This window comes from Luteimonas sp. 8-5 (assembly GCF_029763755.1).
Taxonomy (GTDB): Bacteria; Pseudomonadota; Gammaproteobacteria; order Xanthomonadales; family Xanthomonadaceae; genus Cognatiluteimonas.
Genome location: NZ_JARUVM010000046.1, coordinates 1 through 25,679, shown reverse-complemented (window position 1 = coordinate 25,679; position 25,679 = coordinate 1). Strand labels below are relative to the sequence as shown.

28 protein-coding genes, 1 tRNA gene and 1 pseudogene are annotated in these 25,679 nt (G+C 69.4%); 17 read left to right on the top strand and 13 right to left on the bottom strand.

The window, feature by feature from the left end; genetic code table 11:
* A partial coding sequence (locus QAA18_RS06715) for a TonB-dependent receptor (RefSeq protein WP_279412076.1) occupies positions 1–1,165 on the top strand: 1,165 nt, incomplete at its 5' end.
* Here the strand turns inward: QAA18_RS06715 and thiD are convergent.
* Positions 1,146–1,988 (bottom strand): bifunctional hydroxymethylpyrimidine kinase/phosphomethylpyrimidine kinase, encoded by an 843-nt coding sequence (gene thiD, locus QAA18_RS06710; RefSeq protein ID WP_279412075.1) that lies wholly within the window; start codon positions 1,986–1,988, stop codon positions 1,146–1,148. The two genes, QAA18_RS06715 and thiD, sit on opposite strands and share 20 nt — an antisense overlap.
* Before the next feature lie 50 nt (positions 1,989–2,038).
* Between thiD and QAA18_RS06705 the strand changes: the two genes are divergently transcribed.
* Complete coding sequence (locus QAA18_RS06705) at positions 2,039–3,679, top strand: SulP family inorganic anion transporter (protein ID WP_279412074.1); 1,641 nt, start codon at positions 2,039–2,041, stop codon at positions 3,677–3,679.
* On the opposite strand, the gene QAA18_RS06700 is transcribed toward QAA18_RS06705, so the two are convergent.
* The 3 genes from QAA18_RS06700 to QAA18_RS06690 are packed head-to-tail and all read right to left on the bottom strand — an operon-like array spanning position 3,658 to position 6,139.
* Entirely contained in the window at positions 3,658–5,070 is a 1,413-nt protein-coding gene (locus tag QAA18_RS06700; protein WP_279412073.1) for a PhoH family protein, read from the bottom strand. The two genes, QAA18_RS06705 and QAA18_RS06700, sit on opposite strands and share 22 nt — an antisense overlap.
* Positions 5,067–5,540 carry a peroxiredoxin gene (locus QAA18_RS06695; protein ID WP_279412072.1) on the bottom strand — a complete coding sequence of 158 codons (474 nt, stop codon included), beginning with the start codon at positions 5,538–5,540 and terminating at the stop codon, positions 5,067–5,069. Before QAA18_RS06695 ends, QAA18_RS06700 begins: the two co-directional genes overlap by 4 nt.
* 17 nt (positions 5,541–5,557) lie before the next feature.
* Complete coding sequence (locus QAA18_RS06690) at positions 5,558–6,139, bottom strand: glycine cleavage system protein R (protein ID WP_279412071.1); 582 nt, start codon at positions 6,137–6,139, stop codon at positions 5,558–5,560.
* Between the two features lie 133 nt (positions 6,140–6,272).
* Between QAA18_RS06690 and dapA the strand changes: the two genes are divergently transcribed.
* Positions 6,273–7,178 carry a 4-hydroxy-tetrahydrodipicolinate synthase gene (gene dapA, locus QAA18_RS06685; protein WP_279412070.1) on the top strand — a complete coding sequence of 302 codons (906 nt, stop codon included), beginning with the start codon at positions 6,273–6,275 and terminating at the stop codon, positions 7,176–7,178.
* A gap of 15 nt (positions 7,179–7,193) precedes the next feature.
* Complete coding sequence (locus tag QAA18_RS06680; RefSeq protein ID WP_279412069.1) at positions 7,194–7,706, top strand: hypothetical protein; 513 nt, start codon at positions 7,194–7,196, stop codon at positions 7,704–7,706.
* Between the two features lie 7 nt (positions 7,707–7,713).
* On the opposite strand, the gene fdxA is transcribed toward QAA18_RS06680, so the two are convergent.
* Entirely contained in the window at positions 7,714–8,037 is a 324-nt protein-coding gene (gene fdxA / locus QAA18_RS06675) for a ferredoxin FdxA (RefSeq protein ID WP_279412068.1), read from the bottom strand.
* A 53-nt stretch (positions 8,038–8,090) separates the two neighbouring features.
* Positions 8,091–8,166 (bottom strand) — tRNA-Glu (locus QAA18_RS06670).
* 157 nt (positions 8,167–8,323) lie between these two features.
* Here QAA18_RS06670 and pcnB point away from each other — a divergent pair.
* The 5 genes from pcnB (at position 8,324) to panD (ending at position 12,341) form a co-directional block, all read left to right on the top strand.
* Positions 8,324–9,682 carry a polynucleotide adenylyltransferase PcnB gene (gene pcnB / locus QAA18_RS06665; RefSeq protein ID WP_279412067.1) on the top strand — a complete coding sequence of 453 codons (1,359 nt, stop codon included), beginning with the start codon at positions 8,324–8,326 and terminating at the stop codon, positions 9,680–9,682.
* Positions 9,679–10,182: a 2-amino-4-hydroxy-6-hydroxymethyldihydropteridine diphosphokinase gene (gene folK / locus QAA18_RS06660; protein WP_279412065.1), complete on the top strand. Its 504-nt coding sequence runs from the start codon at positions 9,679–9,681 to the stop codon at positions 10,180–10,182. The genes pcnB and folK overlap by 4 nt, the downstream gene beginning before the upstream one ends.
* A 7-nt stretch (positions 10,183–10,189) precedes the next feature.
* Complete coding sequence (gene panB / locus QAA18_RS06655; protein WP_279412063.1) at positions 10,190–11,017, top strand: 3-methyl-2-oxobutanoate hydroxymethyltransferase; 828 nt, start codon at positions 10,190–10,192, stop codon at positions 11,015–11,017.
* A gap of 3 nt (positions 11,018–11,020) precedes the next feature.
* On the top strand, positions 11,021–11,893 hold the full coding sequence (panC, locus tag QAA18_RS06650; RefSeq protein WP_279412061.1) for a pantoate--beta-alanine ligase: 873 nt from the start codon (positions 11,021–11,023) through the stop codon (positions 11,891–11,893).
* 67 nt (positions 11,894–11,960) lie between these two features.
* The gene (panD, locus tag QAA18_RS06645) at positions 11,961–12,341 is read left to right on the top strand and encodes an aspartate 1-decarboxylase (RefSeq protein ID WP_279412059.1); all 381 of its coding nucleotides are present in this window, start codon (positions 11,961–11,963) and stop codon (positions 12,339–12,341) included.
* A gap of 50 nt (positions 12,342–12,391) precedes the next feature.
* On the opposite strand, the gene queG is transcribed toward panD, so the two are convergent.
* Positions 12,392–13,468, bottom strand: coding sequence for a tRNA epoxyqueuosine(34) reductase QueG (gene queG / locus QAA18_RS06640; RefSeq protein ID WP_279412057.1), 1,077 nt, complete (start codon positions 13,466–13,468; stop codon positions 12,392–12,394).
* Between queG and QAA18_RS06635 the strand changes: the two are divergent.
* From QAA18_RS06635 to QAA18_RS06610, 6 genes and pseudogenes are all read left to right on the top strand, one after another.
* Positions 13,467–14,258 (top strand): annotated as a pseudogene (locus QAA18_RS06635) (NAD(P)H-hydrate dehydratase); the annotation flags it as partial. The gene queG and the pseudogene QAA18_RS06635 sit on opposite strands and share 2 nt — an antisense overlap.
* 4 nt (positions 14,259–14,262) lie before the next feature.
* Positions 14,263–14,781: a tRNA (adenosine(37)-N6)-threonylcarbamoyltransferase complex ATPase subunit type 1 TsaE gene (tsaE, locus tag QAA18_RS06630; protein WP_279412055.1), complete on the top strand. Its 519-nt coding sequence runs from the start codon at positions 14,263–14,265 to the stop codon at positions 14,779–14,781.
* Between the two features lie 50 nt (positions 14,782–14,831).
* Entirely contained in the window at positions 14,832–16,148 is a 1,317-nt protein-coding gene (locus tag QAA18_RS06625; RefSeq protein ID WP_279412054.1) for an N-acetylmuramoyl-L-alanine amidase, read from the top strand.
* 59 nt (positions 16,149–16,207) lie between these two features.
* Positions 16,208–17,995 (top strand): DNA mismatch repair endonuclease MutL, encoded by a 1,788-nt coding sequence (gene mutL / locus QAA18_RS06620; protein ID WP_279412053.1) that lies wholly within the window; start codon positions 16,208–16,210, stop codon positions 17,993–17,995.
* Positions 17,996–17,997: 2 nt separating this feature from the next.
* A complete protein-coding gene (locus QAA18_RS06615; RefSeq protein WP_279412051.1) occupies positions 17,998–18,942 on the top strand; it encodes a DUF1684 domain-containing protein in 945 nt (314 codons plus the stop codon).
* Positions 18,943–18,944: 2 nt separating this feature from the next.
* Positions 18,945–19,862, top strand: a complete 918-nt coding sequence (locus QAA18_RS06610; RefSeq protein WP_279412077.1) for a TraB/GumN family protein — start codon at positions 18,945–18,947, stop codon at positions 19,860–19,862.
* Here the strand turns inward: QAA18_RS06610 and rnfB are convergent.
* Genes rnfB through QAA18_RS06595 form a run of 3 tightly spaced genes read right to left on the bottom strand, consistent with a single transcriptional unit; the run spans position 19,859 to position 22,778 of the window.
* Positions 19,859–20,272: an Rnf electron transport complex subunit RnfB gene (rnfB, locus tag QAA18_RS06605; protein WP_279412050.1), complete on the bottom strand. Its 414-nt coding sequence runs from the start codon at positions 20,270–20,272 to the stop codon at positions 19,859–19,861. The two genes, QAA18_RS06610 and rnfB, sit on opposite strands and share 4 nt — an antisense overlap.
* A 10-nt stretch (positions 20,273–20,282) precedes the next feature.
* Positions 20,283–22,316, bottom strand: a complete 2,034-nt coding sequence (gene metG, locus QAA18_RS06600) for a methionine--tRNA ligase (protein ID WP_279412049.1) — start codon at positions 22,314–22,316, stop codon at positions 20,283–20,285.
* A 36-nt stretch (positions 22,317–22,352) separates the two neighbouring features.
* The gene (locus tag QAA18_RS06595; RefSeq protein ID WP_279412048.1) at positions 22,353–22,778 is read right to left on the bottom strand and encodes a DUF2147 domain-containing protein; all 426 of its coding nucleotides are present in this window, start codon (positions 22,776–22,778) and stop codon (positions 22,353–22,355) included.
* Positions 22,779–22,878: 100 nt separating this feature from the next.
* Between QAA18_RS06595 and apbC the strand changes: the two genes are divergently transcribed.
* Together apbC and dcd are read left to right on the top strand one after the other, a co-directional pair.
* A complete protein-coding gene (apbC, locus tag QAA18_RS06590; protein WP_279412047.1) occupies positions 22,879–23,961 on the top strand; it encodes an iron-sulfur cluster carrier protein ApbC in 1,083 nt (360 codons plus the stop codon).
* Positions 23,962–23,988: 27 nt separating this feature from the next.
* A complete protein-coding gene (gene dcd, locus QAA18_RS06585; protein WP_279412046.1) occupies positions 23,989–24,555 on the top strand; it encodes a dCTP deaminase in 567 nt (188 codons plus the stop codon).
* A gap of 3 nt (positions 24,556–24,558) precedes the next feature.
* On the opposite strand, the gene QAA18_RS06580 is transcribed toward dcd, so the two are convergent.
* The 3 genes from QAA18_RS06580 to QAA18_RS06570 all read right to left on the bottom strand — a co-directional run.
* Positions 24,559–24,861 carry a hypothetical protein gene (locus tag QAA18_RS06580; protein WP_279412045.1) on the bottom strand — a complete coding sequence of 101 codons (303 nt, stop codon included), beginning with the start codon at positions 24,859–24,861 and terminating at the stop codon, positions 24,559–24,561.
* On the bottom strand, positions 24,858–25,304 hold the full coding sequence (locus QAA18_RS06575) for an HIT family protein (RefSeq protein WP_279412044.1): 447 nt from the start codon (positions 25,302–25,304) through the stop codon (positions 24,858–24,860). Before QAA18_RS06575 ends, QAA18_RS06580 begins: the two co-directional genes overlap by 4 nt.
* Before the next feature lie 8 nt (positions 25,305–25,312).
* On the bottom strand, positions 25,313–25,679 hold a 367-nt coding region (locus QAA18_RS06570; protein ID WP_279412042.1), incomplete at its 5' end, for a dienelactone hydrolase family protein.

The following is a 25,679-nucleotide window of genomic DNA, read 5'->3' as shown; positions in this document are numbered from 1 at the left end:
GCACGCGGGCAGTCGCGACACCTGGCAGATGCTGTCGGTGCCGGTGTTCGCGCAGGCGGCGCCCGGCAGCGGCGGCGGCGTGATCGACCTGGCGCGCGAGTACGGCGGCATCGACGCGCGCTGGGAAGTCGACGGCAGCCTCGCCGGCAAGCCCGCCGGGATCACGCTGGGCGCGGAGCTGCAGCGTTCCTCCGAACATCGGCTGGGTTTCGAGAATTTCACCGGGACGCAGCTCGGTGTCGTTGGCCGTTTGCGCCGCGACCAGCGCGACAGCGTGCGCAGCCGCGACGTCTACGCCGAGGGCAGGTGGCGTTTCCTGCCGGACTGGCAGGCGACGCTCGGCGTGCGCCGCAGCAGCGTGTCGTTCCGTTCCGACGACGACTACATCGCGCCCGGCAATCCCGACGACAGCGGCGCGCTGGACTACGGCTTCACCACGCCGGCGTTCGGGCTGTTGTACCGGCCGTCGGCAGGCATCGAGTGGTACGCCAACGCCGGCCGCGGCTACGAAACGCCGTCCGCTTCGGAACTTGCGTACCGCCCCGACGGCGCAAGCGGCCTGAACCTCGAATTGCGCCCCGCGCGCAGCCGCAGCCAGGAGCTGGGCGTGCGTGTGCGACGCGGCGACCATGCCTGGGACGCGGTGGTGTTCGACAGCCGCACCGAGGACGAACTGGTGGTCGCGGCCAGCAGCGGCGGGCGCAGCATCTATGCCAATGCCGCCGACACCCGCCGTCGCGGCCTGGAGGTTTCCGCCTCGGGCTGGCTGGGCGGGCACTGGCAATACGCGCTGGCGGCCACCGCGCTGGATGCGCGCTTCGCCGACGGCCGCCGCATCCCCGGGACGACCGCGCGCAGCGGATGGGCGGAGCTGCGCTGGCATCCGCACGACGCCTTGCAGCTCTTCATCGCCGGCAACGGATCGAGCCGGTTGTATGCCGACGACGACAACAGCGCCTGGGCGCCCGGGCATGCGACTTTCGATATCGGGGTCGAGCGCGAATGGCGCGCCGGCGCGTTTGCAATGACCGGTTTCCTGCGCATCGACAACGTGTTCGACCGCCGCGCGATCGGTTCGGTGATCGTCAACGACGGCAACGGGCGCTACTTCGAACCGGCGCCGGGGCGCGGGTTCGGCGCAGGCCTCAGGGTCGCGATGCCGTAGGTCGGCGGGCCGACGCCAGCGCGTCCATGTGCCCGAGCACCATCACCTCGCCGCGTCCCGGGCGATAGCCGTGGTGCAGGGCGGCGGCGACGTAGTCGGCCGCGGCCGCGCAGGCTTCGCGCGGGGCGATGCCCAGGCACAGGTTGGCGGCGATCGCCGAGGCCAGGGTGCAGCCGGTGCCATGGCCTTCGATGGGAACGCGGGCGTGGGCGAAGCGGGCTTCGCCGCCGGTGCCGCGGTAGCGGTCGACGACGACGCTGCCTTCGTCCAGGTGCCCGCCCTTGAGCAGCACCGACGCCGGCCCGGTCGCGCACAGGCGCTCCAGGGCGCGTTCGGCCGCCGCCGCGTCGGCGATCGGTTCGCCCAGCAGCAGTTCGGCTTCCGGGATGTTCGGCGTCAGCACGGTGGCCAGGGGCAACAGCCGCGCGCGCATCGCGCCCAGGGCATCGTCGGCGAGCAGCTTGGCGCCCGAGGTGGCGACCATGACGGGGTCGACCACCACGTCCACGCCCGGCCGCGCCTCCAGCGCATCGGCCACGACGTTGATCACTTCGGCCGTGGCCAGCATCCCGAGCTTGACCGCGCCGATGCGGAAGTCGTCGAAGCAGGCATCGATCTGGGCGCGCAGGAAGGACACCGGCGGCACGTGCACGGCGACCACCCCGCGGGTGTGCTGCGCGGTCAGCGCGGCGATGGCGCACAGGCCGTGGACGCCATGCGCCGCGAACGTCTTGAGGTCGGCCTGGATCCCGGCGCCGCCGCCGGAATCGGATCCGGCGATGGTCAGGGCACAGGCCAAGGGCGGGGTCGGAGAATGGCGCACGGGCTTATCATAGCCGCGGAGCCGGGGGACCGGCGGATGGAAGGCGGCGGATGATCGCAGCGGTCGAAGCCTGGCGCGCGGGCTGGTTCAAGCGCGAGCACTGGGCGCCCAACATCGTTGCCGGACTCATCGTCGGCGTGGTCGCGCTGCCGCTTGCGATGGCGTTCGCGATCGCGTCCGGGGTCAAGCCCGAACAGGGGCTGTACACCTCGATCATCGCCGGCGTCGCGGTTGCGCTGTTCGGCGGATCGCGGATCCAGATTGCGGGCCCGACCGGCGCCTTCATCGTCATCCTCGCCGGCGTCGTCGCGCAGTTCGGCGTGCAGGGGCTGTTGCTGGCGACGTTGATGGCCGGCGTGATCCTGGTGCTGATGGGCGCGGCGCGGCTGGGCTCGGTGATCCGCTTCATCCCGGATCCGGTGATCGTCGGGTTCACCGCCGGCATCGCGGTGATCATCTGGATCGGGCAGTGGGAGTACTTCTTCGGGCTGCCCGCACCCGGCGGCGAGCGCTTCTACGCCAAGGCCGGGCAGCTGCTGCTGTCGCTGCCGCAACTGCATCCGGCGACCACGCTGCTGGCGGTGGTGAGCCTGGCGCTGGCGTTGTGGGGCCCGCGCATTCCCGGCCTGTCGCGGATGCCGGGACCGTTACTGGCGATGCTGGTCGCCACCATCGCCGTGACCGTGTTCGCGCCGGCGGGCGTGGCCACGATCGAATCGACGTTCGGCGCGATCCCGCGCGCGCTGCCGAGCCTGCAGTGGCCGGACACGACCTTCGACCAGGTCATGCTGCTGCTGCCGTCGGCGTTCACCATCGCCATGCTCGGCGCGATCGAGTCGCTGCTGTCGGCCGTGGTCGCCGACGGCATGGCCGGTACCCGCCACGATTCCAACCAGGAGCTGATCGGGCAGGGCGTGGCCAACATCCTGTCGCCGCTGTTCGGCGGCATCGCCGCCACCGGCGCGATCGCGCGTACCGCCACCAGCATCCGCAACGGCGGCAGTTCGCCGCTCGCGGCGCTGGTGCATGCGCTGCTGCTGGTGATGGTGCTGCTGTTCCTGGCGCCGTACGCGGGCAAGGTGCCGTTGTGCGCGCTGGCCGCGATCCTGTGGGTGGTGGCCTGGAACATGAGCGAGGCGCGCCGCTTCCTGCGCCTGGTGCGGCAGGCGCCGCGCGCGGACGTGGCGATCCTGCTGATCACCTTCCTGCTGACCATCTTCACCGACCTGGTGGTGGCGGTGAACATCGGCGTGATCCTGGCGATGTTCCAGTTCATGCGCCGCATGAGCGCGTCGGTCGCGGTGGTCGAACACGACCATGCCAGCCTGCGCACGGACCTGGCCGAGGCCGGCCTGGAGTCCCTGCCCAGGGACGTGCTGGTCTACGGCATCGACGGCCCGTTCTTCTTCGGCTCGGTCGATTCGCTGGAACGCGCGCTGTCGTGGTCGCGCCAGCCGCCGCGTTTCGTGATCCTGCGCCTGGACCGGGTGCCGTTCATGGACGCCACCGGGCTCAAGCGCCTGGAGTCCACCATCGGCAACCTGCGCAAGCGCGGCGTGCAGGTGTTGCTGTGCGGCGCCAACCTGGCGGTGCTGCGCAAGCTGGTGCGCGTGGAGATCGTCAAGCGCGACGACCCCGGCTACTTCACCGATCTCGCCACCGCGTTGCGCTACAGCACTTCAGAGGCGTAATCGGCCAGCCGCGAACGCTCGCCGCGGCGCAGCGTGACGTGCGCGCTGTGCGCCCAGTCCTTGAACCGGTCGACGGCGTAGGTCAGGCCGGAAGTGGTCTCGGTGAGGTAAGGCGTGTCGATCTGTTCGACGTTGCCGAGGCAGACGATCTTGGTGCCGGGGCCGGCACGGGTGATCAACGTCTTCATCTGCTTGGGCGTCAGGTTCTGCGCCTCGTCCAGGATCAGGTAGCGCGAGAGGAAGGTGCGGCCGCGCATGAAGTTGAGCGAGCGGATCTTGATCCGCGAGGCGAGCAGGTCGTTGGTCGCCGCACGGCCCCACGAGCCGCCTTCCTGGTTGTGGGTCAGCACTTCCAGGTTGTCGGTGAGCGCGCCCATCCACGGCGTCATCTTTTCCTCCTCGGTGCCGGGAAGGAAGCCGATGTCCTCGCCGACGCTGACGGTGGCGCGGGTCATGATGATCTCGCGGTAGCGCTGCGCGTCCATGGTCTGCGCCAGGCCCGCTGCGAGCGCGAGCAGGGTCTTGCCTGTACCTGCGGTGCCGAGCAGGGTGACGAAGTCGATCTCCGGGTCCATCAGCGCGTTGAGCGCGAAGTTCTGCTCGCGGTTGCGCGCGTTGATGCCCCACACCGCGTGCTGCGCGTGGCGGAAGTCGTCGACGATCTGCAGGGTGATGCTGGTCTCGCCGACCTTGACCACCTTGAGTTCGGCTTCCTCGTCGCCGGGCAGGTACAGGAACTGGTTGGGGTACCAGCTGTCGTCCTCCGGCGCCGCGCCCGGAATGCGCGCGACCTCGTAGAACGTACGTCCCTTCTCGGTCCAGGAGCGCAGGTCCTTGCCGTGGCGCTGCCAGAAGTCCGCGGGCAGCGCCGTGGCGCCGGTGTAGAGCAGGCTGAAGTCGTCGAGCGCGCGGTCGTTCTCGTAGTCCTCGTTGACGATGCCCGCGATCGAGGCCTTGATCCGCAGGTTGATGTCCTTGGACACGAACACCACGGCCGCCTTCGGCTCGGCTTCCTTCAGCGCGAGGATCGCGCCGAGGATGTGGTTGTCGGGGATCACCGCGCCGAAACGCTTGCCCGAATCGAAATTGCCGGTCTGGAAACGCAGCCGGCCCTTGCTCTGGGCGCCGCGCAGCTGCAGGCCCTGCGGCCGTTGCAGCACGATCCCGTTGGTGATGTCGCTGTCGGCGTCGCTTTCGATCAGTTCGTTGAGGAAGCGGCTGACCTGGCGTGCGTTGCGGCTGGCTTCGGAGGTGCCCTTCTTGGCGTTGTCCAGTTCCTCCATCACCTGCATCGGCAGGTACACGTCGTGTTCCTCGAACTTGAACAGCGCCGTGGGGTCGTGCATCAGCACGTTGGTGTCCAGCACGTAGATCCGCTTGCCGTGGGTCATTGCTGCTCCAGTGCGTCCAGGACGGCTTGCGCATGGCCGGGAACCTTGACCTTGCGCCACTCGGCGCGGACCACGCCGTCGGGACCGATGAGGAAAGTGCTGCGCTCCACGCCGATGAATTCGCGGCCGTAGAGCTTCTTGGGGCGGATCACGTCGAAGGCCTTGCACAGCCGCTCGTCCGGGTCGCTCACCAGCGGAAAACGGAAACCCTGCTTCGCGCAGAAGTTGTCGTGCGACTTGACCGAGTCGCGCGAGACGCCGAGCACTTCGGCATTGCGTTTGCGGAACTTCGGCAACAGCGCATTGAAGTCCAGGCCCTCGGTGGTGCAGCCAGGCGTGGAATCCTTGGGGTAGAAGTAGAGGACCAGCCACTTGCCGGCATGGTCGGCGAGGGTGGTGGTGGCGCCGCCGGACAAGGCCATCGGCATCGACAGGACCGGTTTGGCGAGCTTCTTGCCGATGGCGACCATGCTCAGGACTTCATCCTTCAGAACTTCATCGGATCCATGATGGCATCGAGGTTCAGGTGGTCGCAGAACTCGAGGAAGTCGTCGCGCAGCGCGGCGATGTGCATGTCCGCCGGGATGCCGATGGTCACCTGGGCGGTGAACATTTCCGCGCCGGTCTGCATCGCGCGGTAGCGCGAACAGTGCAGGCTCTCGATGGTGATCGACTGGCGGTCGAAGAAGTCCGCCAGCTGGAACAGGATGCCCGGCTTGTCCGCCGCGACCACTTCGATCACGTAGGGCAGCAGGTTCGACTGGATCGGCTTGGGGCCGGTGCGGTACCAGACCAGCTTCAGGCCTTCCTCGCGCTCGAGCTTGCCGAGCATGGTCTCGAGCTTGGCGACCGAATCCCAGGAACCGGTTGCAAGGGCGGTGACGGAGACATCGCGGCCGACCGTCGACAGCCGGGTGTCGACCAGGTTGCAGCCGCTGTCGGCGATGCGCCGCGTCACCGCCAGCAACGGGGACCGCGGATGCGTCGTGTAGGCGTTGATCAGCAGGTGGTTCTCGTTCGGTGACGGACGGGCGGCGGAATCGCGATTGTCGGTGTCTGGATCGGTCAAGGCGGCGCCTGCTGCTGGGGGCTGAACGGGCCCGGCGCAGGGGCCGGGAACCCGGGGGCCAGCATACTTGCCCGTGCTTCGGCGCCGCAAGTAACATCGCCGAGGCACCGCCGTCCCTTCCAGAGCACCCCACTTGCGACTTTCCGGCAGCATCACTGCGCTGGCGACGCCATTCACGGCCGCCGGCGAAATCGACCTCGACGCCTGGCGCCGGTTGCTGCAGCTGCAGCTGGACGGCGGCACCCAGGCCCTGGTCGTGGCCGGCTCCACGGGCGAGGCCGCGGCACTCCAGGACGTCGAATACGACGCGCTGCTGCGGGTCGCGGTGGAAACGGTCGGCGGGCGCGTTCCGGTGCTGGCCGGCACCGGCCACTCCAGCACCGCCAGGACCATCGAACAGACGCGTCGTGCCGGCGCGCTCGGCGCCGACGCGGCGCTGGTGGTGACGCCGCCCTACGTGCGCCCGACCCAGCAGGGCCTGGTCGCGCACTTCCGTGCGGTCGCCGACGACGGCGCGTTGCCGGTCGTGCTGTACAACGTGCCCGGACGCACCGGCTGCGACATGCTGCCGGACACCACCGCGTCGCTGCGCGAGCACGAACGCATCGCCGGCATCAAGGAAGCGCGGGCCGACGAGGCGCGGATGCAGGCGCTGCTGCCGCTGCGCACCGACGGCTTCGCGATCCTCAGCGGCGACGACGCCACCGCGATGCGTTCGATGCTCGCCGGTGCCGACGGCGTGGTCTCGGTGGCATCCAATGTATTGCCGCACGCGATGCGTCGCCTGTGCGATCTTGCGCGTGGCGAAAAGGCCGTCGATGCGCGCGCGCTCGACGCCGGCCTGCAGCCGGTCTTCGACTTCCTCGGCATCGAATCCAACCCCATTCCGCTCAAGGCCTTGCTGGCGCGCATGCAGCTCGGCCATGGGCTGCGGCTGCCGCTGACCACGCTTTCGCCTGCGCACGACCCGCAGGCTGGCATCATTGCCACCCGGATCCAGCAACTCGAACAAGCCTGCCGCGACCTGCTCGCGGCCTGACCAGGAGAGATACCCATGCGTCATTCCATCGTCCTGCCCACGGCCGCCCTGGTGCTGGTCGCGGCCACCTCCGGCTGCAGCTGGTTCAAGAAGGAAACCGGCTACCAGCAGCCGGTCGAGGTGCGTCCGCTCGAAGTCCCGCCGGACCTGGACCGCCCCGGCACCGATGGCGCGATGCAGCTGCCCGGCCAGGCCACGGGCTCGGTGACCCGCTCGTCGCTGGGTGCGCCGCAGGCGGCCCCGGCGCCCAATGCCGCCACCAACGGCTTCCTGGTCGCCGGCACCCGCGACCAGGTGTTCGAACGGGTGGGCAACGCGCTGACCGCGATCGAAGGCCTCACCATCGCCAGCAAGGCGCAGCTGCTGGGCGCGTACGACGTCAGCTACGAAGGCGCCAATTTCCTGGTGCGGGTCAGCCAGGCCGAGGCGGGCACCTACGTGTCGGCGGTGGATCCGCGCGGCCTGCCGGCGACCGGCGAGGCGCCGCAGAAGGTCGTGGCCGCTCTCAAGGCCGCCCTCGGCGGCTAGGAGGCGCTCAGCGCTCCAGCAGCTTGAGCTTGTCCGGCTTGCCGTCCCATTCGGCGGCATCCGGCGGAGCGTCCTTGCGCGTGGTGAGCACCGGCCATTCCTTCGACAGTTCGGCGTTCAGCGCCAGGAACTGTTCCTGCCCGGCGGGCACGTCGTCTTCCGGGTAGATCGCGTTGACCGGGCACTCGGGCTCGCACAGGGTGCAGTCGATGCACTCGTCCGGATCGATCACCAGGAAGTTCGGGCCCTCGTGGAAACAGTCGACCGGGCACACCTCGACGCAGTCGGTGTACTTGCACTTGATGCAGTTCTCGGTGACGACGAAGGGCATGGGGTAATTCTATAACGACGAAGCCCGCGCTTGTGGCGCGGGCTTCTGGTGGATGGCGCTCCCTACGAGATTCGAACTCGTGTTTTAGCCTTGAGAGGGCCACGTCCTAGGCCTCTAGACGAAGGGAGCGGGGGTGGTCCGCGGAGGACCCCGGCTGGACGGCCGGCCCTCGTGGACGGCCGGGCCGTGCACGAGGCTTGGTAGTATATGGGCCGCGCCTGCCGCAGGCAACGCGCTTTGCACCCGTCCCGCCGTCCGGCGCCTGCCCGCGGCCCAGCCGCTTCCGATGCCCATACAAGAACCTTCCAACACCGACGGCGCGCCCCTCTCGTTGCGCGTCATTCCGCGCGACGGGCACACCATTTCGCGCAAGGACATCAGCCCCAACGCGCTGCGGGTGCTCTATCGCCTGCGCGACGCCGGCTTCGGCGCCTACCTGGTCGGCGGCGCGGTCCGCGACCTGCTCGTCGGCGGCCACCCCAAGGATTTCGACGTGGCCACCGACGCCACCCCGGAAGAGGTCAAGGCGCTGTTCCGCAACTGCCGCCTGATCGGCCGCCGGTTCCGCCTGGCGCACGTGGTGTTCGGCCGCGAGATCATCGAGGTCGCGACCTTCCGCGCCAACAGCGACGACGGCAGCGGCGACCGCCAGCTGCACGAGGGCGGGCGCCTGCTGCGCGACAACGTCTACGGCACGATCGAGGACGATGCGATCCGGCGCGACTTCACCGCCAACGCGCTGTATTACGCGATCGAGGACTTCTCGGTGCGCGACTACACCGGCGGCTTCGAGGACGTGCAGAACCGGATGATGAAGCTGATCGGCGACCCGGAAACCCGCTACCGCGAGGATCCGGTGCGCATGCTGCGCGCTGTGCGCCTGGCCGCCAAGCTCGGGTTCCGCATCGACGAGGCTACTGCGGCGCCGCTGCCGGTGCTGGCCCCGCTGCTGCGCGAGTCGGCGCCGGCGCGCCTGTTCGAGGAATGCCTGAAGCTGTTCCTGTCCGGGCACGCGGAACAGAGTTTCCTCGGGCTCGAACGCCACGGCCTGCTGTCCGTGCTGTTGCCGGAAAGCGCGGCCGCGATGAAGGCCAACCGCAGCGGCGCGCTGCGCAACATGCTGCTCGAAGGCATGCGCAGTACCGATGCGCGCGTGGCCGCGGGCGAACCGGTGTCGCCGGCGTTCCTGTTCGCGCTGTTGCTGTGGCCGGCCTATTGCCGTGCGTTGATGGCGCTGCAGGCGCAAGGCATGCACGCTGCCGAGGCGCAGCGTCGCGCCGCCGACCGGGTGACCGTGCACCAGCTCGAGACGATTGCGCTGCCGCGCCGCTTCTCCCTGCCGATGCAGGAGATCTGGCTGTTGCAGTCGCGCTTCTCCCAGCGCAAGCGGGTCGGGCGGTTGCTGGCGCATCCGCGGTTCCGCGCCGCCTACGATTTCCTGGTGCTCAGGCAGGCAGCCTCGGACGAACACGCCGACGAGGCCCGCTTCTGGCGGGATGCCCAAGCGTCCGCCGGTGTCGCAGAGGGCGACGACGCCGAAGCAACCGCGCCTGGAGACGCCGAAGGCGAGGGCGACAGTGATGGCGAACCGCGCCGCCGTCGTCGCAGGCGCCGCCGCAACACCGGCAGCACCGGGGCGGCATGATCCCGGCCACGATCGCCGCGGTGGGGCTCGGCGGCAATCTAGGGGACGCGGCATCGACCGTGCGCGAAGCGCTGCGTGCGCTCGACGATCTCCCGGCCACGCACCTGCTGCGCGCCTCGCCGCTGTACCGCACGGCGGCGTGGGGCAATACCGACCAGCCCGACTTCGTCAATGCCGCTGCGCTGCTGGAGACGCGGCTTGACGCGCGGGCGCTGCTGGACGAACTGCTCGGCATCGAACGCCAGTTCGGCCGCGAGCGCGAGGCCGCGGTGCAGTGGGGTCCGCGCATCCTCGACCTGGACCTGCTGCTCTACGGCGACGCGGTGATCGACGAACCCGGCTTGCGGGTGCCGCATCCCTATCTCCACGAGCGCGCCTTCGCCCTGGTGCCGCTGGCGCAGGTCGGGCCCGGCCTGCAGGTGCCGGGCAGGGGCACGGTTGCCGCGCTGCTGCGCGCCATCGACAGCCAAGGCTGCGTGCCGCTGCCGCTCGACGCATAATCGGCGCATGTACACGCAACCCGCTACCGCCGCCGACCGCAAGCCCTGGACCGTGCCGATGCTCGCCCAGGCCAAGCGCGAAGGGCGCAAGCTGGCGATGCTCACCGCCTACGACGCCGGGTTCGCCAGGACGATGGACGCGGCCGGCATCGACCTGGTGCTGGTCGGCGATTCGCTGGGCATGGTCATGCAAGGACACGACAGCACCTTGCCCGTCACCGTGGACGACATCGTCTACCACACCGCCTGCGTTGCGCGCGGACTGTCGACGGCCCTGCTGCTGTCGGACCTGCCGTTCCAGGCCGATGCGTCGCCGCAACGCGCACTCGACGCCGCGACGCGATGCCTGCAGGTCGGCGCGGGCATGGCCAAGATCGAGGGTGCGGGTCACAAGCTCGAGGTCATCCGATACCTGGTCGAGCGCGAGATCCCGGTCTGCGCGCACCTCGGGCTGACCCCGCAGTCGGTGCTGCGCCTGGGCGGATACAAGGTGCAGGGGCGCGACGAACGCGCCGCCGCGCAACTGATGGAAGACGCCAGGGCAGTGCAGGACGCGGGCGCGAGCATGCTCGTGCTCGAATGCGTACCGACGCCCGTGGCCGCATCGATCACCGCGGCGCTCGCGATCCCGACCATCGGCATCGGTGCCGGCCCGCAGTGCGACGGACAGGTGCTGGTTCTGCACGATGTGCTCGGCCTGGACGGCGGCCACCGGCGACCGAAGTTCGTGAAGGATTTCCTCGCCGAAGGCGGTTCGGTCGACGGCGCCTTCCGCGCCTATGCCGACGCGGTCCGCAGCGGCGCCTTCCCCGACGAATCGCATTCCTACGCGTAAGCCATGATCGAGGCCGTCGACCAGCTCGAAGCGCTGCGCGCGCGTGTTGCCGCCTGGAAGCGCGACGGCCTGCGCGTCGGCCTGGTGCCGACGATGGGCAACCTCCACGCCGGCCACCATTCGCTGGTGCACCTGGCCCGGCAACACGCCGACCGGATCGTCGCCAGCGTATTCGTCAACCCGACCCAGTTCGGTCCGAACGAGGACTTCGCGCGCTACCCGCGCACGCCCGAGGCCGACGTCGACGGACTGTGCGACGCGGGCTGCGACGTGGCGTGGATGCCTTCGGTCGAGACGATGTATCCGCATGGCGTCGATGCCAGCGTGCGCGTCGGCGTTCCTGGCATCACCGAGGTGCTCGAGGGCGCGCACCGCCCCGGGCATTTCGACGGCGTCGCCACGGTGGTGGCGCGCCTGTTCAACCAGGTATCGCCGGATGTCGCCGTGTTCGGTCGCAAGGACTACCAGCAGCTGGCGGTAATTCGCTACCTGGTCCGCGACATGGCGTTCCCGCTGGAGGTGCTGGCCGGCGAGACCAGGCGCGAGGCCGACGGGCTGGCGATGAGTTCGCGCAACCAGTACCTCTCGGCGGAGGAGCGCAAGCTGGCGCCGCTGCTGTACCAGGTGCTGCAGGGGATGCGCGACGCGATGGCGTCGGGCGCGCCGCGCCTGCAGGCCGAAGCCGGGGCGCGGGCGCGCCTGCTGTCGGCGGGATTCGACGTCGACTACGTCGTGGTGCGCGAACCCGGGCTGGACGTGCCGGACCCGGGCCCGGCCGCGCCGGGCGCGTCGCTGGTGGCGCTGGTCGCGGCCCGCCTGGGCCGGACCCGATTGATCGACAATCTTGAATTCAGGTTGGACGGCGTACCGGCATGATCACGCCAGTGTGATGCTGCACTGCGTCAAATCGCGTTAGAATCGGCGGGGAAGGAGCCCCCACACCATGCATTTGACCCTGCTCAAGGCCAAGATCCACCGCGCCACCGTCACCCACGCCGAACTGCACTACGAAGGTTCGTGCGCGATCGACGGCCGGCTGCTCGACATCTCCGGTATCCGCGAGTACGAGCAGGTGCACATCTTCAACGTCAACAACGGCCAGCGTTTCGTGACCTATGCGATCCGCGCCGAGGAAGGCAGCGGCATCATCTCGGTCAACGGCGCCGCCGCGCACCGCGCCCAGCCCGGCGACCTGGTCATCATCTGCGCGTACGCGGCGATGGACGAAGCCGAACTGGCGAAGTTCAAGCCGACGCTGGTCTACGTCGACCGCGACAACGCGCTGACCCACACCAACACCTCGATTCCCGCGCAAGCCGCGTAGGAGCGGCGGAAGCCGCGAAAGAGGGAATCGGGTCGCGGCTTCCGCCGCTCCTACGCGTGGTGCCGCGCCAGCGCCCATTCGACGTGCTCGCGTACGACCGGGTCCTCGATGTCGCGGCGCGATTGCAGTGCCGCCAGCACTTCCGCCGACGTCGGCGCATTGCCCAACGCAACGGCGATGTTGCGCAGCCAGCGCTGGTAGCCGCTGCGCCTGATCGCCGAGCCTTCGCTGCGCTGCATGAATTCTTCCTCGGTCCAGGCGAAAAGCTGCACAAGGGTGGCCCGGTCCAGGTCGTTGCGCCCGCGGAAATCCGGTTCGTCGCTGCGCTTTGCGAACTTGTTCCAGGGGCACACGAGCTGGCAATCGTCGCAGCCGAAGATGCGGTTGCCGATCAGCGGCCGCAGTTCCGGGTCGATGGCGCCTTCATGCTCAATGGTCAGGTAGGAGATGCAGCGGCGTGCATCGAGCCGGTACGGCGCGGTGATCGCCTGGGTCGGGCACACGTCGATGCAGCGCCGGCAGGTGCCGCAGTGGTTGCCGGCGGGCGCGTCCACCGGCAGCGGCAGGTCGAGGTAGATCTCGCCGAGGAAGAACCAGCTGCCGCCGTCCTTGTCGATCAGGCAGGTGTGCTTGCCGATCCAGCCCAGCCCCGCATTGCGTGCGAGCGCGCGTTCGAGCACCGGGGCCGAATCGACGAACACGCGATGGCCGAACGGACCGATCTCGGCGGCGATGCGGTCGGCCAGGCGCTGCAGGCGCTGCCGCATCAGCTTGTGGTAATCGCGGCCCAGTGCGTAGCGGGCCACGTAGGCGCGTTCGCCCGCGCGCAGGTTGGCCCAGGCCTCGTCGGCATCGCGGCCGTAGTCCATGCCCACGGACAGGACCCGCACCGTGCCCGGCACCAGTTCGGGCGGCCGCGAGCGCTTGTCGCCGTGCCGTGCCATCCATTCCATCGAACCGTTCAGGCCCTGTGCCAGCCAGTCGCGCAGGTGCGCTTCGTCTTCGCCCAGGTCGACGCCGCTGATCCCGAACCGCTGGAAGCCGGCTTCCGCGGCCAGTGCCTTGAGCTGGGTTGCAAGCGTCGCGGGATCAGGGATTTCCACGCTGCAAGTATAGAATCGCGGCATGCTCCAGCCACGCGCGCGCGACAGCCACAAGGGCGACCACGGCCATGTCTTGTGCATCGGCGGCGACCATGGCAGCGGCGGCGCGATCATCCTGTGCGCGCAGGCGGCCCTGCGCAGCGGCGCAGGCCTGGCCAGCATCGCCACGCGCGCCTCGCATGTTCCCGCTTCGCTCGCACGGCAGCCGGAAATCATGGCCCATGCGGTCGAATCCGCCGACGGCCTGGCACCGTTGCTGGCGCGGGCGAACATGGTGGCGATCGGCCCGGGCCTGGGCACCGGCGAATGGGGCAGGGCATTGCTCGAGGCCGCCCTGGCCAGCGGCAAGCCGCTGCTGCTCGATGCCGACGCGCTCAACCTGCTGGCGCAGTCCGCGCGCACGTTGCCCGCCGGCACCATTCTCACGCCGCATCCGGGCGAGGCGGGCCGGTTGCTCGGCAGCGACGCCATTACGGTGCAGGCCGATCGACCCGCGGCCCTGCGTGCGCTGATCGGGCGCTACGACTGCGTCGTCGTGCTCAAGGGCGCCGGCACCCTGGTCGGCGCGGCGGGCCGCGACACCACCGTCGTCACCGGCGGCAATCCGGGCATGGCCGTCGGCGGCATGGGCGACCTGCTCAGCGGCGTGATCGCCTCGCTGCACGCGCAAGGGCTGGATGCGTACGAAGCGGCGTCCCTCGGTGCCCGGTTGCACGCCGACGCCGGCGATGCGGCGGCGGTCGACGGCATGCGCGGCATGCTGCCCTCCGACCTGCTCCCGCACTTGCGCCGTTGCGCGAATCCCGCACCATGACGGCATGACCGGCATGCGCCTGCAGCTAGACAATCCGGAAGCCACCGAAGAGCTGGGCGCGCTGCTCGCCGCCCACCAGCCGGTGCCGGCCGTGGTGTTCCTGCACGGCGACCTCGGCGCCGGCAAATCGACCCTGGCCCGCGCCTGGTTGCGGGCGCTGGGTGTGACCGGGGCCATCCGCAGCCCCACCTACACCCTGGTCGAGCACTACCCGCTGCCGGGCGGCGGGCTGGCAATGCACCTGGACCTGTACCGGATCGGGGCGGCCGGGGAGCTGGAATTCCTGGCCCTGGAGGACGCCGAAGCCACGCTCTGGCTGGTGGAATGGCCGGAGCGGGGCGGGGATGCGCTGCCGGTGCCCGACCTCGAGATCGCGCTGGCCATCTCGGGGACCGGGCGCGCGGCGGACCTGGCCGCCACGACTCCCGCGGGCCGAGGCTGGCTCACGCGCCTGGCGCAAAAGGGGCAGTTGCGGGCGTTACCTGAATCCAGCCCGGAGGAAAGTGCGGCAGATGGCGGATAAATAAGGGAAAACTGGTTGCAAAATCCTTGGCGGGGTGCTTGAATCCGCCCATGCGCACGAAGGGGATCCCCATCCAGCAGCTCTTGCTCGCCCTGGCCCTGCTGGCCGGGGTGTGCTGGAACCTGGCGCGCGCCGGGGAGCTCCGTGGCGTCACCGTGGATACCGGCGCCACCGGCACCCGGGCCGAAATCCAGCTCGATCGCGAGGTCGAGTACCGCCTGATCCCCCTGTCGTCGCCCGAGCGACTGGCCGTCGACCTTCCCGGGGTCGCCCTGCGCAAGGGGCTTGCCCTGCCGTCCGGCGGCGGCCTGGTCCGCGCGGTCCGCAGCGGCCACCCCGTGCCCGGCACCACCCGTATCGTCTTCGACCTCTCGGACAAGGTCGCGGCCCTGCGCCCGCGCTTCGAGCCGGGCGGCAACGGTCCGCGCCTGGTGCTGGAGTGGCCAGGTGATGGCGCCGCTGCCGCCGCCACTCCCACGACTGCCGCCCCGGCGGCGACGGACCCGCTTGCCATCCTCACCCAGGGCGCGGTTACCGGCGCCCAGGCGCCCGAGGTAGCGCCGCAGCCGGCGAAGGCTCCCGAGGTTCTCCCGCAGCCAGCGGTGATGCGCCCGCTGGTGATCGCCATCGACGCCGGCCACGGCGGCCAGGATCCCGGTTCGCGCGGTCCCAGCGGCACCCGCGAGAAGGACGTGGCCCTGGCCATCGCCAAGGAGCTGGCGCGCCAGGTCGACGCCACGCCGGGCATGAAGGCCTACCTCACCCGCGACTCCGACTACTACATTCCGCTCAACCAGCGTGCGCGCAAGGCCAGCGCCGCCGGTGCCGACATCTTCCTGTCCATCCACGCCGATGCCTGGACCAGCCCGTCGGCGAAGGGTGCGGGTGTGTTCGTGCTCTCGACCCGCGGCGCGTCCTCGCAACGCGCGCGCTGGCTGGCCGACAAGGAAAACGCCTCCGACATCATCGGCGGCGCGGTGCCGGCGGGCAAGAATGGCGACGCGGTGCTGACCAGCGTGCTGCTCGACCTCACCCAGAGCGGCAACCTCAAGGCTTCCGAGGACGCGGCCTCGCACATCCTCGGCCAGCTCGCCACGGTCGGCAACATGCACAAGAACCACATCGAGCGCGCCAACCTGGCGGTGCTGCGCACCTCCGACAAGATGCCGGCGATGCTGGTGGAAACGGGCTTCATCTCCAATCCGTCGGAAGAGAAGAAGCTGCGCGACCCTGTCTTCCAGCGCCGGCTGGCTTCGGCGATCCTGGAAGGCGTCGATCGTTATTTCTCGCGCCAGTCGCCGCCGGGCACGCTGTACGCCCTGCGCGCCGAAGCCGCGCGCAGCGCACGCCAGGGCGGCAGTCCGTAACACGCCCGTGGAGCGGGCACCCATGGAGCGGGGCAGGGCCGGTCCCGTATCATCGGGGCGTGGCCATCCGACAGCTTCCCGACGTCCTCATCAACCAGATCGCAGCCGGTGAGGTCGTCGAGCGTCCGGCGTCCGTGGTCAAGGAGCTGGTGGAAAACGCGCTCGATGCGGGCGCGCGCCGTGTCGACATCGACCTGGAGGAAGGTGGCGTCCGCCTGGTCCGGATCCGCGACGACGGCAACGGCATCGCCGCCGCCGACCTGCCGCTGGCCGTAGCCCGGCACGCGACCAGCAAGATCGCCTCGCTCGACGACCTGGAATCGGTCTCCACCCTCGGCTTCCGCGGCGAAGCCCTGCCATCGATCGCATCGGTGAGCCGCTTCCTGCTGGCCTCGCGCCTGGACGGTGCCGAGCACGGCGCCGCGCTACAGGTCGAAGGCGGGCGCATCGGCGAGGTCGCGCCGCGCGCGCATCCGCGCGGAACGACGGTCGAGGTCCGCGACCTGTTCTACAACGTGCCGGCAAGGCGCCGCTTCCTGCGCGCCGAGCGCACCGAGCTGTCGCACATCGAGGAGTGGCTGCGTTCGCTGGCGCTGGCGCGCCCGGACGTCGAGCTGCGCGTGTCCCACAACGGCAAGGCCTCGCGCCGTTACCGCGCGCTGGATCTGCTCGACGCCGACGCCACGCCGGAATCGTCGCCCGAGCGGCTGCTGGAAACCCTGGGCGACGGGTTCGCCGCCAATGCGCTGCGCATCGACCATGCCGGCGCCGGCCTGCGCCTGCATGGCTGGATCGCGCGACCGGTTTACAACCGCGCCAGCACCGACCAGCAGTACCTGTACGTCAACGGCCGCAGCGTGCGCGATCGCAACGTCGCGCACGCAGTACGCCAGGCCTACAGCGACGTGCTGTTCCACGGCCGGCATCCGGCCTACGTGCTGTTCCTGGAACTGGATCCGCGCGGCGTCGACGTCAACGTGCATCCGGCCAAGCACGAAGTGCGCTTCCGCGAATCGCGGCTGGTGCACGATTTCGTCTTCCGCAGCCTGCAGGAAGCCCTGGCGGAAACCAGGGCGGGGGCCTCGGTCGGAACGGTGCAATCGCCCGCGCATGTGGGAGCAACGGCAGCCGCGAACCCTGCGGCGTTCGCCATGCCCCAGTCGCGCCTGTCCCTGCAGGTCGACGAGGCGCGCGCCGCTTATGCGCAGTTGTATGCGGTCGCGCCGTCGGCGGCTGCGCTGCCGGAAAGCGAGGATGCGACCCTGCCGCCGCTGGGCAACGCCATCGCCCAGCTGCATGGCATCTACATCCTGGCCGAGAGCGCCGAAGGCCTGGTGGTGGTGGACATGCACGCCGCACACGAGCGCATCGGCTACGAGAAGCTCAAGGCGGCGCACGACAGCACCGGCATGCGCAGCCAGCCGCTGCTGGTACCCGAGCAGGTCGCCGTGTCCGAGCGCGAGGCCGACACCGCCGAACGCGAGGCGGCGACCCTGACCGAGCTCGGGTTCGAGGTCTCGCGCGCCGGGCCGCAGGCGTTGCTGCTGCGTGCCGTGCCGGCGCTGCTGGCCGATGGCGATACGGTGTCGTTGCTGCGCGACGTGCTGGCCGACCTGCGCGAACATGGCGAAAGCCGCCGCGTGGCCGAACAGCGCGATGAACTGCTGTCGACCATGGCCTGCCACGGCGCGGTTCGCGCCAACCGCAGGCTCACCCTTCCCGAAATGAACGCCCTGCTGCGCGAGATGGAAGCCACCGAACGCTCCGGACAATGCAATCATGGTCGTCCGACCTGGGCACGATTCGACCTGGCCGAGATCGACCGCTGGTTCCTGCGAGGACGCTGACAATGCCGAAACTGATCATCCTGCTGGCCCTGTCCACCCTTGTCGTGACCCTCGTCGCCTGCCAGAAGGGCGATGGGGCAACGGCGCCGGACCCGGATGCCGAGGCTGCGGCCGCAGCCTTCGCCAAGGCCGAGCAGGCTTGGCGCGACCATCGCCTGCAGCGGCTGCTGGCACCCGACGGCTGGACCAGCCTGGTCGGCCTGCACTGGATCGAGCCGGGCGGCCACTACCTGGGCAGCGACGCCGACAACGGCATCCGCCTTGCCAAGGGCCCGGCGCACATCGGCATGATCGAGCTGCGCAAGGGGGTGGTCCGCTTCGTTCCGGAAGAAGCGGCGGGGCTCACACTGGACGGCAAACCATTCCTGGACGAAGCGATCCTGCGCACCGACAGTGCGCAGACCGGGCCAAGCGTGATCGGCTTCGATGGCGGCAAGGGCACCGCGACGGTGATCGAGCGGGCCGGGCGCATGGCGCTGCGGGTCAAGCACGCCGATGCGCCTGCGCGCGTGGACTTCGCCGGCCTGGAGTACTGGCCGGCGGCCATGGACTGGAAGATCGAAGGCACGTTCGTCCCCCACCCCAAGGGCAAGACGCTGGAGATCGCCAACATCATCGGCAGCGTCGACCAGATGCCGAATCCCGGCGCGATCGAGTTCACCCGCGACGGCAAGACCTGGCGCCTGGAAGCGCTGGACGAAGGCGGCGACGAACTGTTCCTTGTGTTCGCCGACCGCACCAACGGCCACGGCAGCTATCCGGCCGGGCGTTTCCTCTACGTGCCGATGCCCGATGCGCGCGGCAAGGTCATGATCGATTTCAACCAGGCCTACAGCCCGCCATGCGCCTTCACCGACTTCGCCACCTGCCCGCTTCCGCCGCAGGAGAACCGCCTGGACCTGCTCATCGACGCCGGCGAAAAGGCGTACCGCAAGCCGCACGCGTGAGCATGCGCTTGCTCGGCCTTTTGCTGGTACTGCTCGTCGCGTTCCCCGCGGCAGCGGCGTCGGCGCCCGTGCCGTTGTTGTGGAAGGTCGACAAGGGCGAGCGCAGCGTCTACCTGCTGGGTTCGTTCCACCTGCTCAAGCCCAGCGACTATCCGCTGTCGGCGGACGTCGATGCCGCCTTCGACGACGCCGAATCGCTGCTGTTCGAAATGCCGCCGGAAGAGCTGGGATCGATCGCGCTGGCGATGGAAATGGGCCGGGCCGCGCTGCGCACCGACGGCACCACCCTCGACAGCGAGTTGCCGCCTGCCACCGCGCAGCGCCTGGGCGCATGGCTCGAGGCCAACCAGGCCAGGCTGCAGGCGCGCGGACTGAACGCGTCCATGCTGCAGTTGTTCGAGCCCTGGTTCGTCGGACTCAACATCGCTCTGCTGGGCATGGGCGACGCCGGGCTGGATCCGGAACTGGGCCTGGACCGCCACTTCGCCACGGAAGCGGCAAACGCCGGCAAGCCGACAGCGGGCCTGGAAACCGGCAGCGAACAGATTGCCTTCCTCGACGGCATGGACCCGGTGGAACAGGTGCAGTTGCTGGAGGAGGCGCTGGCCAACGCCCAGCCCGGCAGCAGCGACATCGAGGACCTGCATGCGCTGTGGCGCGCCGGCGATGCCGCCGCATTGTGGGACCGGATGGCGCGCGACATGCAGCACAAGTATCCGCGCCTGTACGAGCGCATCAACGTCGAACGCAACGAAGCCTGGTTGCCGCGGATCGAGGCGCGGTTGCAGGGAGGCGGCGACGAGGACACCCTGGTGGTGGTCGGTGCATTGCACCTGCTCGGCGACGACGGGCTGGTCGCCAGGCTGCGCGACCGTGGCTACACCGTCGAAAGGATCTGCAGCGCCTGCGCCGTGCCCTAGGGTCCAGCCGGGGCGACCATCACGATGCAATCGACCGGGCAGGCGGGCACGCACAGCTCGCAGCCGGTGCACAGCGGTTCGACCACGGTGTGCATGTGCTTGCTGCCGCCGATGATCGCGTCCACCGGACAGGCCTGGATGCACTTGGTGCAGCCGATGCAGTCGGCCTCGACCACCAGCGCCACCATCGGCGGCTTGTGCTCGCCGCGGGACCGGTCGTAGGGCCGTGCGGGAACGCCGAGCACCGTGGCCAGCGCCCGCGCGCCGGCATCGCCACCGGGCGGGCAGCGATCCACATCCGCCTGGCCCCGCGCCATCGCTTCGGCGTACGGCCTGCAGCCCACGTAGCCGCATTGCCCGCACTGGGTCTGCGGCAGTATGCGGTCGAGACGTTCGACGAGCGCGGTCACCGCACCGGGTTCACTTCACCGGCATGCCCGGCAGGGCACCGGCGTCGGCGTCGAGCAGGTGCAGCGCACCGCTGTCGCCGCCGGCGGACAGGATCATGCCTTCGCTCATGCCGAAGCGCATCTTGCGCGGGGCGAGGTTGGCGATGAACACCACGTTGCGGCCGACGAGCTTTTCCGGCTCGCCGTAGCTGGCGCGGATGCCCGAGAAGATCTGGCGCTTGCCCAGTTCGCCGGCATCGAGTTCGAAGCGCAGCAGCTTGTCCGAGCCTTCGACGAACTCGCAGGCCAGCACCTTGCCGATGCGCAGGTCGAGCCTGGCGAAATCGTCGATGGAAATGGTCGCGGCCTGTTTCGCGGCTTCCGCCGCTCCCACGGGCGCGGTCATGGTGTCCTTCGAGGCTTCGGTCATGGCTTCGATCTGTTTCGGGTCGATGCGGGTGAACAGGGGCTGGTAGTCGTTGATGGCGTGGTCAAGCAGGGGTGCGTCGGCATCGTTCCATCGCTGCAGCGGCGCGGCCAGGAACTCCGATGCCTGGCGCGTCATCGACGGCAGTACCGGGGCCAGCGCCAGGGCGAGTACGCGGAACAGGTTGAGGCCCTGGGTGCAGACCGCCTGCAGTTCGGCGTCGGCACCTTCCCCGCCTTCACCAGTACGCTTCGCAATGACCCACGGCTTGCGCTCGTCGATGTACCGGTTGGCCTCGTCCGCCAGTGCCATCGCCTGGCGCAGGACCGACGCGGCCTCGTTGCGCTCGTAGGCTTCGCGGATCGGCGCCAGCGCCGCGACGAAGCGGTCGTACATGTCCGGCTCCGGCAGGGTCGATGCCAGCTTTCCGCCGAAGCGCTTGCCGATGAACCCGGCGCAGCGGCTCGCAAGATTGACGAACTTGCCGACCACGTCCGAGTTCACGCGGGCGATGAAGTCGGCCAGGTTGAGGTCGATGTCGTCGACGCCGCCGGAGGACTTGGCGGCGAAGTAGTAGCGCAGCGCCTCGGGCGGCAGGCCGCAGTCCAAGTAGGTGCGCGCCATCACGAAGGTGCCGCGCGACTTGGACATCTTGGCGCCGTCGACGGTGAGATAGCCGTTGACGTGCAGGCGCGTCGGCGCGCGCAGGCCGGCGCCGTGCAGCATCGCCGGCCAGAACAGGCCATGGAAGTTGACGATGTCCTTGCCGATGAAGTGGTGCATCTCGGCATCGCCGCCGGGCGCGGTGTAGTCGTGGAAGTTGATGCCGCGGCGGTCGCACAGCGCCTTGAAGCTGGCCAAGTAGCCGATCGGCGCGTCGATCCAGACGTACAGGTACTTGCCCGGATGCCCGGGAATCTCGAAGCCGAAGTACGGCGCGTCGCGGGAAATGTCCCAGGCGCGCAGGCCGCCTTCGCCGTCCAGCCACTCCTGCAGCTTGGCCTTGACCCCGGGCACCGCGACGTCGCCGGCCAGCCATTCGCGCAGGAAGCCTTCGAAGTGGCCCAGCTCGAAGAAGAAGTGCTCGGACTCGCGCAGCTCGGGCGTGGCGCCGCTGACCACGGAGTAGGGCGACTTGAGCTCGGTCGGCGAATAGGTCGCCCCGCAGTGCTCGCAGTTGTCGCCGTACTGGTCCGGCGTGCCGCAATTGGGGCAGATGCCCTTGACGTAGCGGTCGGGCAGGAACATGCCCTTGACCGGGTCGTACAGCTGCGCCACCGAACGCCGCGAGACGTGGCCGCTGGCGTCGAGCCTCGCGTAGATGGCCTCGGTCAGTGCGCGGTTGCCGGCCGAGTTGGTCGAGTCGTAGTGGTCGAAGGCCACGCCGAAGTCGGCGAAGTCGCGCTCGTGCGAGGCCTGCATGCCGGCGATGAAGGCTTCCGGCGTGGTGCCGGCTTTCTCCGCGGCGAGCATGATCGGCGTGCCGTGGGTGTCGTCGGCGCAGACGTAATGCACGGTCGCGCCGGCCATGCGCCGGGCGCGTACCCAGATGTCGGCCTGGATGTAACCGACCAGGTGGCCCAGGTGCAGTGGGCCATTGGCGTAGGGCAGTGCGTTGGTGACAAGCGCGGGATTCATCCCGCGATTATCGCATTGTCGCAGGCGCTCCCGGACTCAGTCCGCGCGGACCCAGGTGGCGGTCTTGCAGAACACGAGCTTGCAGCCGGTGACTTCGAGCTTGTTGCCGCCGTCGGTCACCTTGACCAGCTTGGCCTTGAAGCTGGTATCGGCCGAAGGCTTGTAGCCCTGGCCGTTGCCCCAGCCGCCTTCGACCGGCTTCAGGCCCCACAGGATCGGCATGCCGATGGTGGACTTGCCCTTGCGCTTGCCGCTGCAGTCGCTGCACGTGGCTGCCTTGGGATCGAGGGCTTCGACGATCTTCGCCGACAGGGTGCCGTCGGCCGCCTTGTACACCTCGGCAATGGTCATGGGCTTGCCGGTCTCGTCATCGAGGGTCTTCCAGCGCCCCTCCGGGCTGGTCTGGGCGAAGGCCACGAACGGCAGGGCGAACAGGAGCAGGGCGATGAGCTTGGTACGCATGGTGGGCCTCCGCGGGTGATGGGTCGTCGGGCTTGCGATGGCCCGGTTATACCGCATCCGCCAGCGTATGGAAGTCGCCGTCCCGGTACAATGGGCGGACATGAACGACACGGCCCAGGATCTTTCCCCGGAGCGCCTGCTCTCGGTTTCCGACCCACTCACCGGCCTGCCCCTCGCCGCCAGCGGCGCCAGGGCCAAGGTCGCGACCGCCGCCAGTGGTGCCGCCGTCGCCCTCACCCTGGGCTATCCGCTCGCCGAAGACGGCGTGGCCGCGTTGCGCGAGGCCGTGGCCACGCTGATCGGCCCGCTGCCGCTGGCCTCGTTCGAAGTGTCGCAGCGGATTTCCCCGCACGCGACCCAGCCCAACGTGGCGCTGTCGCCGCGGGTGCGCAACATCATCGCGGTCGGTTCGGGCAAGGGCGGGGTGGGCAAGTCGACCACTGCAGTCAACCTCGCCCTGGCGCTGGCCGCCGACGGTGCCCGTGTCGGCGTGCTCGATGCCGACGTCTACGGCCCCAGCATCCCGACCATGCTCGGCCTGTCCGGGCGACCGGACAGCCCCGACGGCAAGTCGATCGTGCCGATGCATGCGCATGGCATCGAGGCCATGTCGATCGGCTTGCTGGTCGAACAGGACACGCCGATGATCTGGCGCGGGCCGATGGCCACTTCGGCCTTGACCCAGTTGCTGGAGCAGACGCTCTGGGGCGGCGATGCGGGGCTGGACTACCTGATCGTGGATTTGCCGCCGGGCACCGGCGACATCCAGCTCACCCTGGCCCAGAAGATCCCGGTCGCCGGCGCGGTGATCGTGACCACGCCGCAGGACGTGGCCACGCTGGACGCGCGCAAGGCGCTGAAGATGTTCGAAAAGGTGCAGGTGCCGGTGCTGGGCCTGGTCGAGAACATGGCCATGCACACCTGCAGCAACTGCGGCCACGTCGAGCACGTGTTCGGCGAGGGCGGCGGCACGCGCATGGCCGCACAGTACGGCGTGGCGCTGCTGGGCAGCCTGCCGCTGGAGCTGGCGATCCGGGAACAGGGCGACGCCGGCGTGCCGGTCGTGGCCTCGGCACCCGGGTCGGACGCGGCCAGGGCGTACCGCGCCACGGCGCGCGCGCTGGCCATGCGCCTGGCGGCGCGGCCGCGGGCGGCGATGCCGATCGCCGCCTCCATGGTCTAATTGCTTCCTTTCCGACACGGGTAACGCATGAGCATCAAGAGCGACCGCTGGATCCGCGAGATGGCCGGCAAGGGCATGATCGAGCCGTTCGAGCCGGGCCAGTGCAAGGTCGGCGACGACGGCCAGCGCATCGTCAGTTACGGCACCTCGAGCTACGGTTACGACGTGCGCTGCTCGCGCGAGTTCAAGGTGTTCACCAACATCAACTCGACGATCGTCGATCCCAAGGCCTTCGACCCGAAGAGCTTCGTCGACATCGAGTCGGACGTGTGCATCATCCCGCCCAATTCCTTCGCCCTGGCGCGCACGGTGGAGTATTTCCGCATCCCGCGCGACACCCTGGTGGTGTGCCTGGGCAAGAGCACGTACGCGCGCTGCGGCATCATCGTCAACGTGACCCCGCTGGAACCCGAGTGGGAAGGGCACGTGACCCTGGAGTTCAGCAACACCACGCCGCTGCCGGCGCGGATCTACGCCGGCGAAGGCGTGGCGCAGATGCTGTTCTTCCAGTCCGACGAACCCTGCGAGACCTCGTACCGCGACCGCGGCGGCAAGTACCAGGGGCAGGTGGGCGTTACATTGCCGCGGACGTAAGGGTCAGGGCTTTTGGTAGGTGACGAAGAAGCCCTGCAGGTCGCCGTTCTCGATGTAGGGCTCCACGCTGGCGACCTTGTAGCCGAACGCGGCGAAAGCGTTGTGCGCACGGGTCAGGTCGTTGGCCGCGCCCTGGTTGCGGAAGCCCCAGCTCGCATCGACCCAGAGCGTCACCGCGGCCATGTTGGCGGCCGCAGCTTCGGCGGCGACCTTTTCCGGCTTCTTTTCGAACAGGGCGGCCTGCGCGGGGAGCGCCAGGCACAGCAGGACGGCCAGGAGGGCGGGCCGCATCGTGAAGTGGCTCATCGTGGGGTTCCTTGGTTCGGCAGGGCATCGCGCAGGCGCGAGACGCGTTCGATCAGTTCCTCGGGTGTGTACGGCCGCGCCGCGACGCGCCCCCATACCGGCGCCGGCCAGGCCGGGTCGCCTTCGTAGCGGGCGATGACGTGCACGTGCAGCTGCGGCACCAGGTTGCCCAGCGCGGCGATGTTGAGCTTGAACGGGCGGAACACGTCGCGCAGCAGGCGCGCGGCCAGGTCGATCTCGTCGGTGAGCTGGCGTCGCTGCGCCGCTTCCAGGTCGATCAGCTCGCGCGCGCCGGGCACGCGCGGCACCAGCACCAGCCAGGGGTAGTTGGCGTCGTCCATCAGGCGCAGCTCGCTCAACGCCAGGCTTGCCAGCGGCTGGGTGTCGGTGGCCAGTTGCGGATCCAGCTCGTAATGGGTCGGGGCGTGTGCATGACGGCTCATGGCGTGCCTCACTCGAGCGCGTGTTCGAACAGTTGCATGGTACGGCGATGCGCCAGTTGCGCGCTGCCGGCGTCGTACACCGCGGGGTCGACCTCGCGGTTGAAGGCGTGGCCGGTGCCGGGATAGGTGAATACTTCGGCCGAGGGCTGCCGTTCGCGGTGGGCGGCGACGGTGTCGGACGGGATCGACGGATCTTCCTCGCCGAAATGGAATTGCATCGGGGCGCGCAAGGGCTCGTCGAGGAAGGGCAGGTTGCGCGCGCCGTAGTAGCTGGAAGCCGGGAGCCCGAGCCGGGTGTTGCCGAGCAGCGCCACGGTGCCGCCCCAGCAGAACCCGACCACGCCCACCTTCAGGCCTTCGGCGCGCAGCAGGTCG

Bases quoted from the DNA above. Each gene is read 5' to 3' on its own strand.
- QAA18_RS06705 (WP_279412074.1), top strand. From the start codon at position 2,039: ATGATCGCAGCGGTCGAAGCCTGGCGCGCGGGCTGGTTCAAGCGCGAG.
- QAA18_RS06700 (WP_279412073.1), bottom strand. From the start codon at position 5,070: ATGACCCACGGCAAGCGGATCTACGTGCTGGACACCAACGTGCTGATG.
- QAA18_RS06695 (WP_279412072.1), bottom strand. From the start codon at position 5,540: ATGGTCGCCATCGGCAAGAAGCTCGCCAAACCGGTCCTGTCGATGCCG.
- QAA18_RS06680 (WP_279412069.1), top strand. From the start codon at position 7,194: ATGCGTCATTCCATCGTCCTGCCCACGGCCGCCCTGGTGCTGGTCGCG.
- fdxA (WP_279412068.1), bottom strand. From the start codon at position 8,037: ATGCCCTTCGTCGTCACCGAGAACTGCATCAAGTGCAAGTACACCGAC.
- pcnB (WP_279412067.1), top strand. From the start codon at position 8,324: ATGCCCATACAAGAACCTTCCAACACCGACGGCGCGCCCCTCTCGTTG.
- folK (WP_279412065.1), top strand. From the start codon at position 9,679: ATGATCCCGGCCACGATCGCCGCGGTGGGGCTCGGCGGCAATCTAGGG.
- panB (WP_279412063.1), top strand. From the start codon at position 10,190: ATGTACACGCAACCCGCTACCGCCGCCGACCGCAAGCCCTGGACCGTG.
- panC (WP_279412061.1), top strand. From the start codon at position 11,021: ATGATCGAGGCCGTCGACCAGCTCGAAGCGCTGCGCGCGCGTGTTGCC.
- panD (WP_279412059.1), top strand. From the start codon at position 11,961: ATGCATTTGACCCTGCTCAAGGCCAAGATCCACCGCGCCACCGTCACC.
- queG (WP_279412057.1), bottom strand. From the start codon at position 13,468: ATGCCGCGATTCTATACTTGCAGCGTGGAAATCCCTGATCCCGCGACG.
- tsaE (WP_279412055.1), top strand. From the start codon at position 14,263: ATGACCGGCATGCGCCTGCAGCTAGACAATCCGGAAGCCACCGAAGAG.
- QAA18_RS06625 (WP_279412054.1), top strand. From the start codon at position 14,832: ATGCGCACGAAGGGGATCCCCATCCAGCAGCTCTTGCTCGCCCTGGCC.
- QAA18_RS06615 (WP_279412051.1), top strand. From the start codon at position 17,998: ATGCCGAAACTGATCATCCTGCTGGCCCTGTCCACCCTTGTCGTGACC.
- QAA18_RS06610 (WP_279412077.1), top strand. From the start codon at position 18,945: ATGCGCTTGCTCGGCCTTTTGCTGGTACTGCTCGTCGCGTTCCCCGCG.
- metG (WP_279412049.1), bottom strand. From the start codon at position 22,316: ATGAATCCCGCGCTTGTCACCAACGCACTGCCCTACGCCAATGGCCCA.
- QAA18_RS06595 (WP_279412048.1), bottom strand. From the start codon at position 22,778: ATGCGTACCAAGCTCATCGCCCTGCTCCTGTTCGCCCTGCCGTTCGTG.
- apbC (WP_279412047.1), top strand. From the start codon at position 22,879: ATGAACGACACGGCCCAGGATCTTTCCCCGGAGCGCCTGCTCTCGGTT.
- dcd (WP_279412046.1), top strand. From the start codon at position 23,989: ATGAGCATCAAGAGCGACCGCTGGATCCGCGAGATGGCCGGCAAGGGC.
- QAA18_RS06580 (WP_279412045.1), bottom strand. From the start codon at position 24,861: ATGAGCCACTTCACGATGCGGCCCGCCCTCCTGGCCGTCCTGCTGTGC.
- QAA18_RS06575 (WP_279412044.1), bottom strand. From the start codon at position 25,304: ATGAGCCGTCATGCACACGCCCCGACCCATTACGAGCTGGATCCGCAA.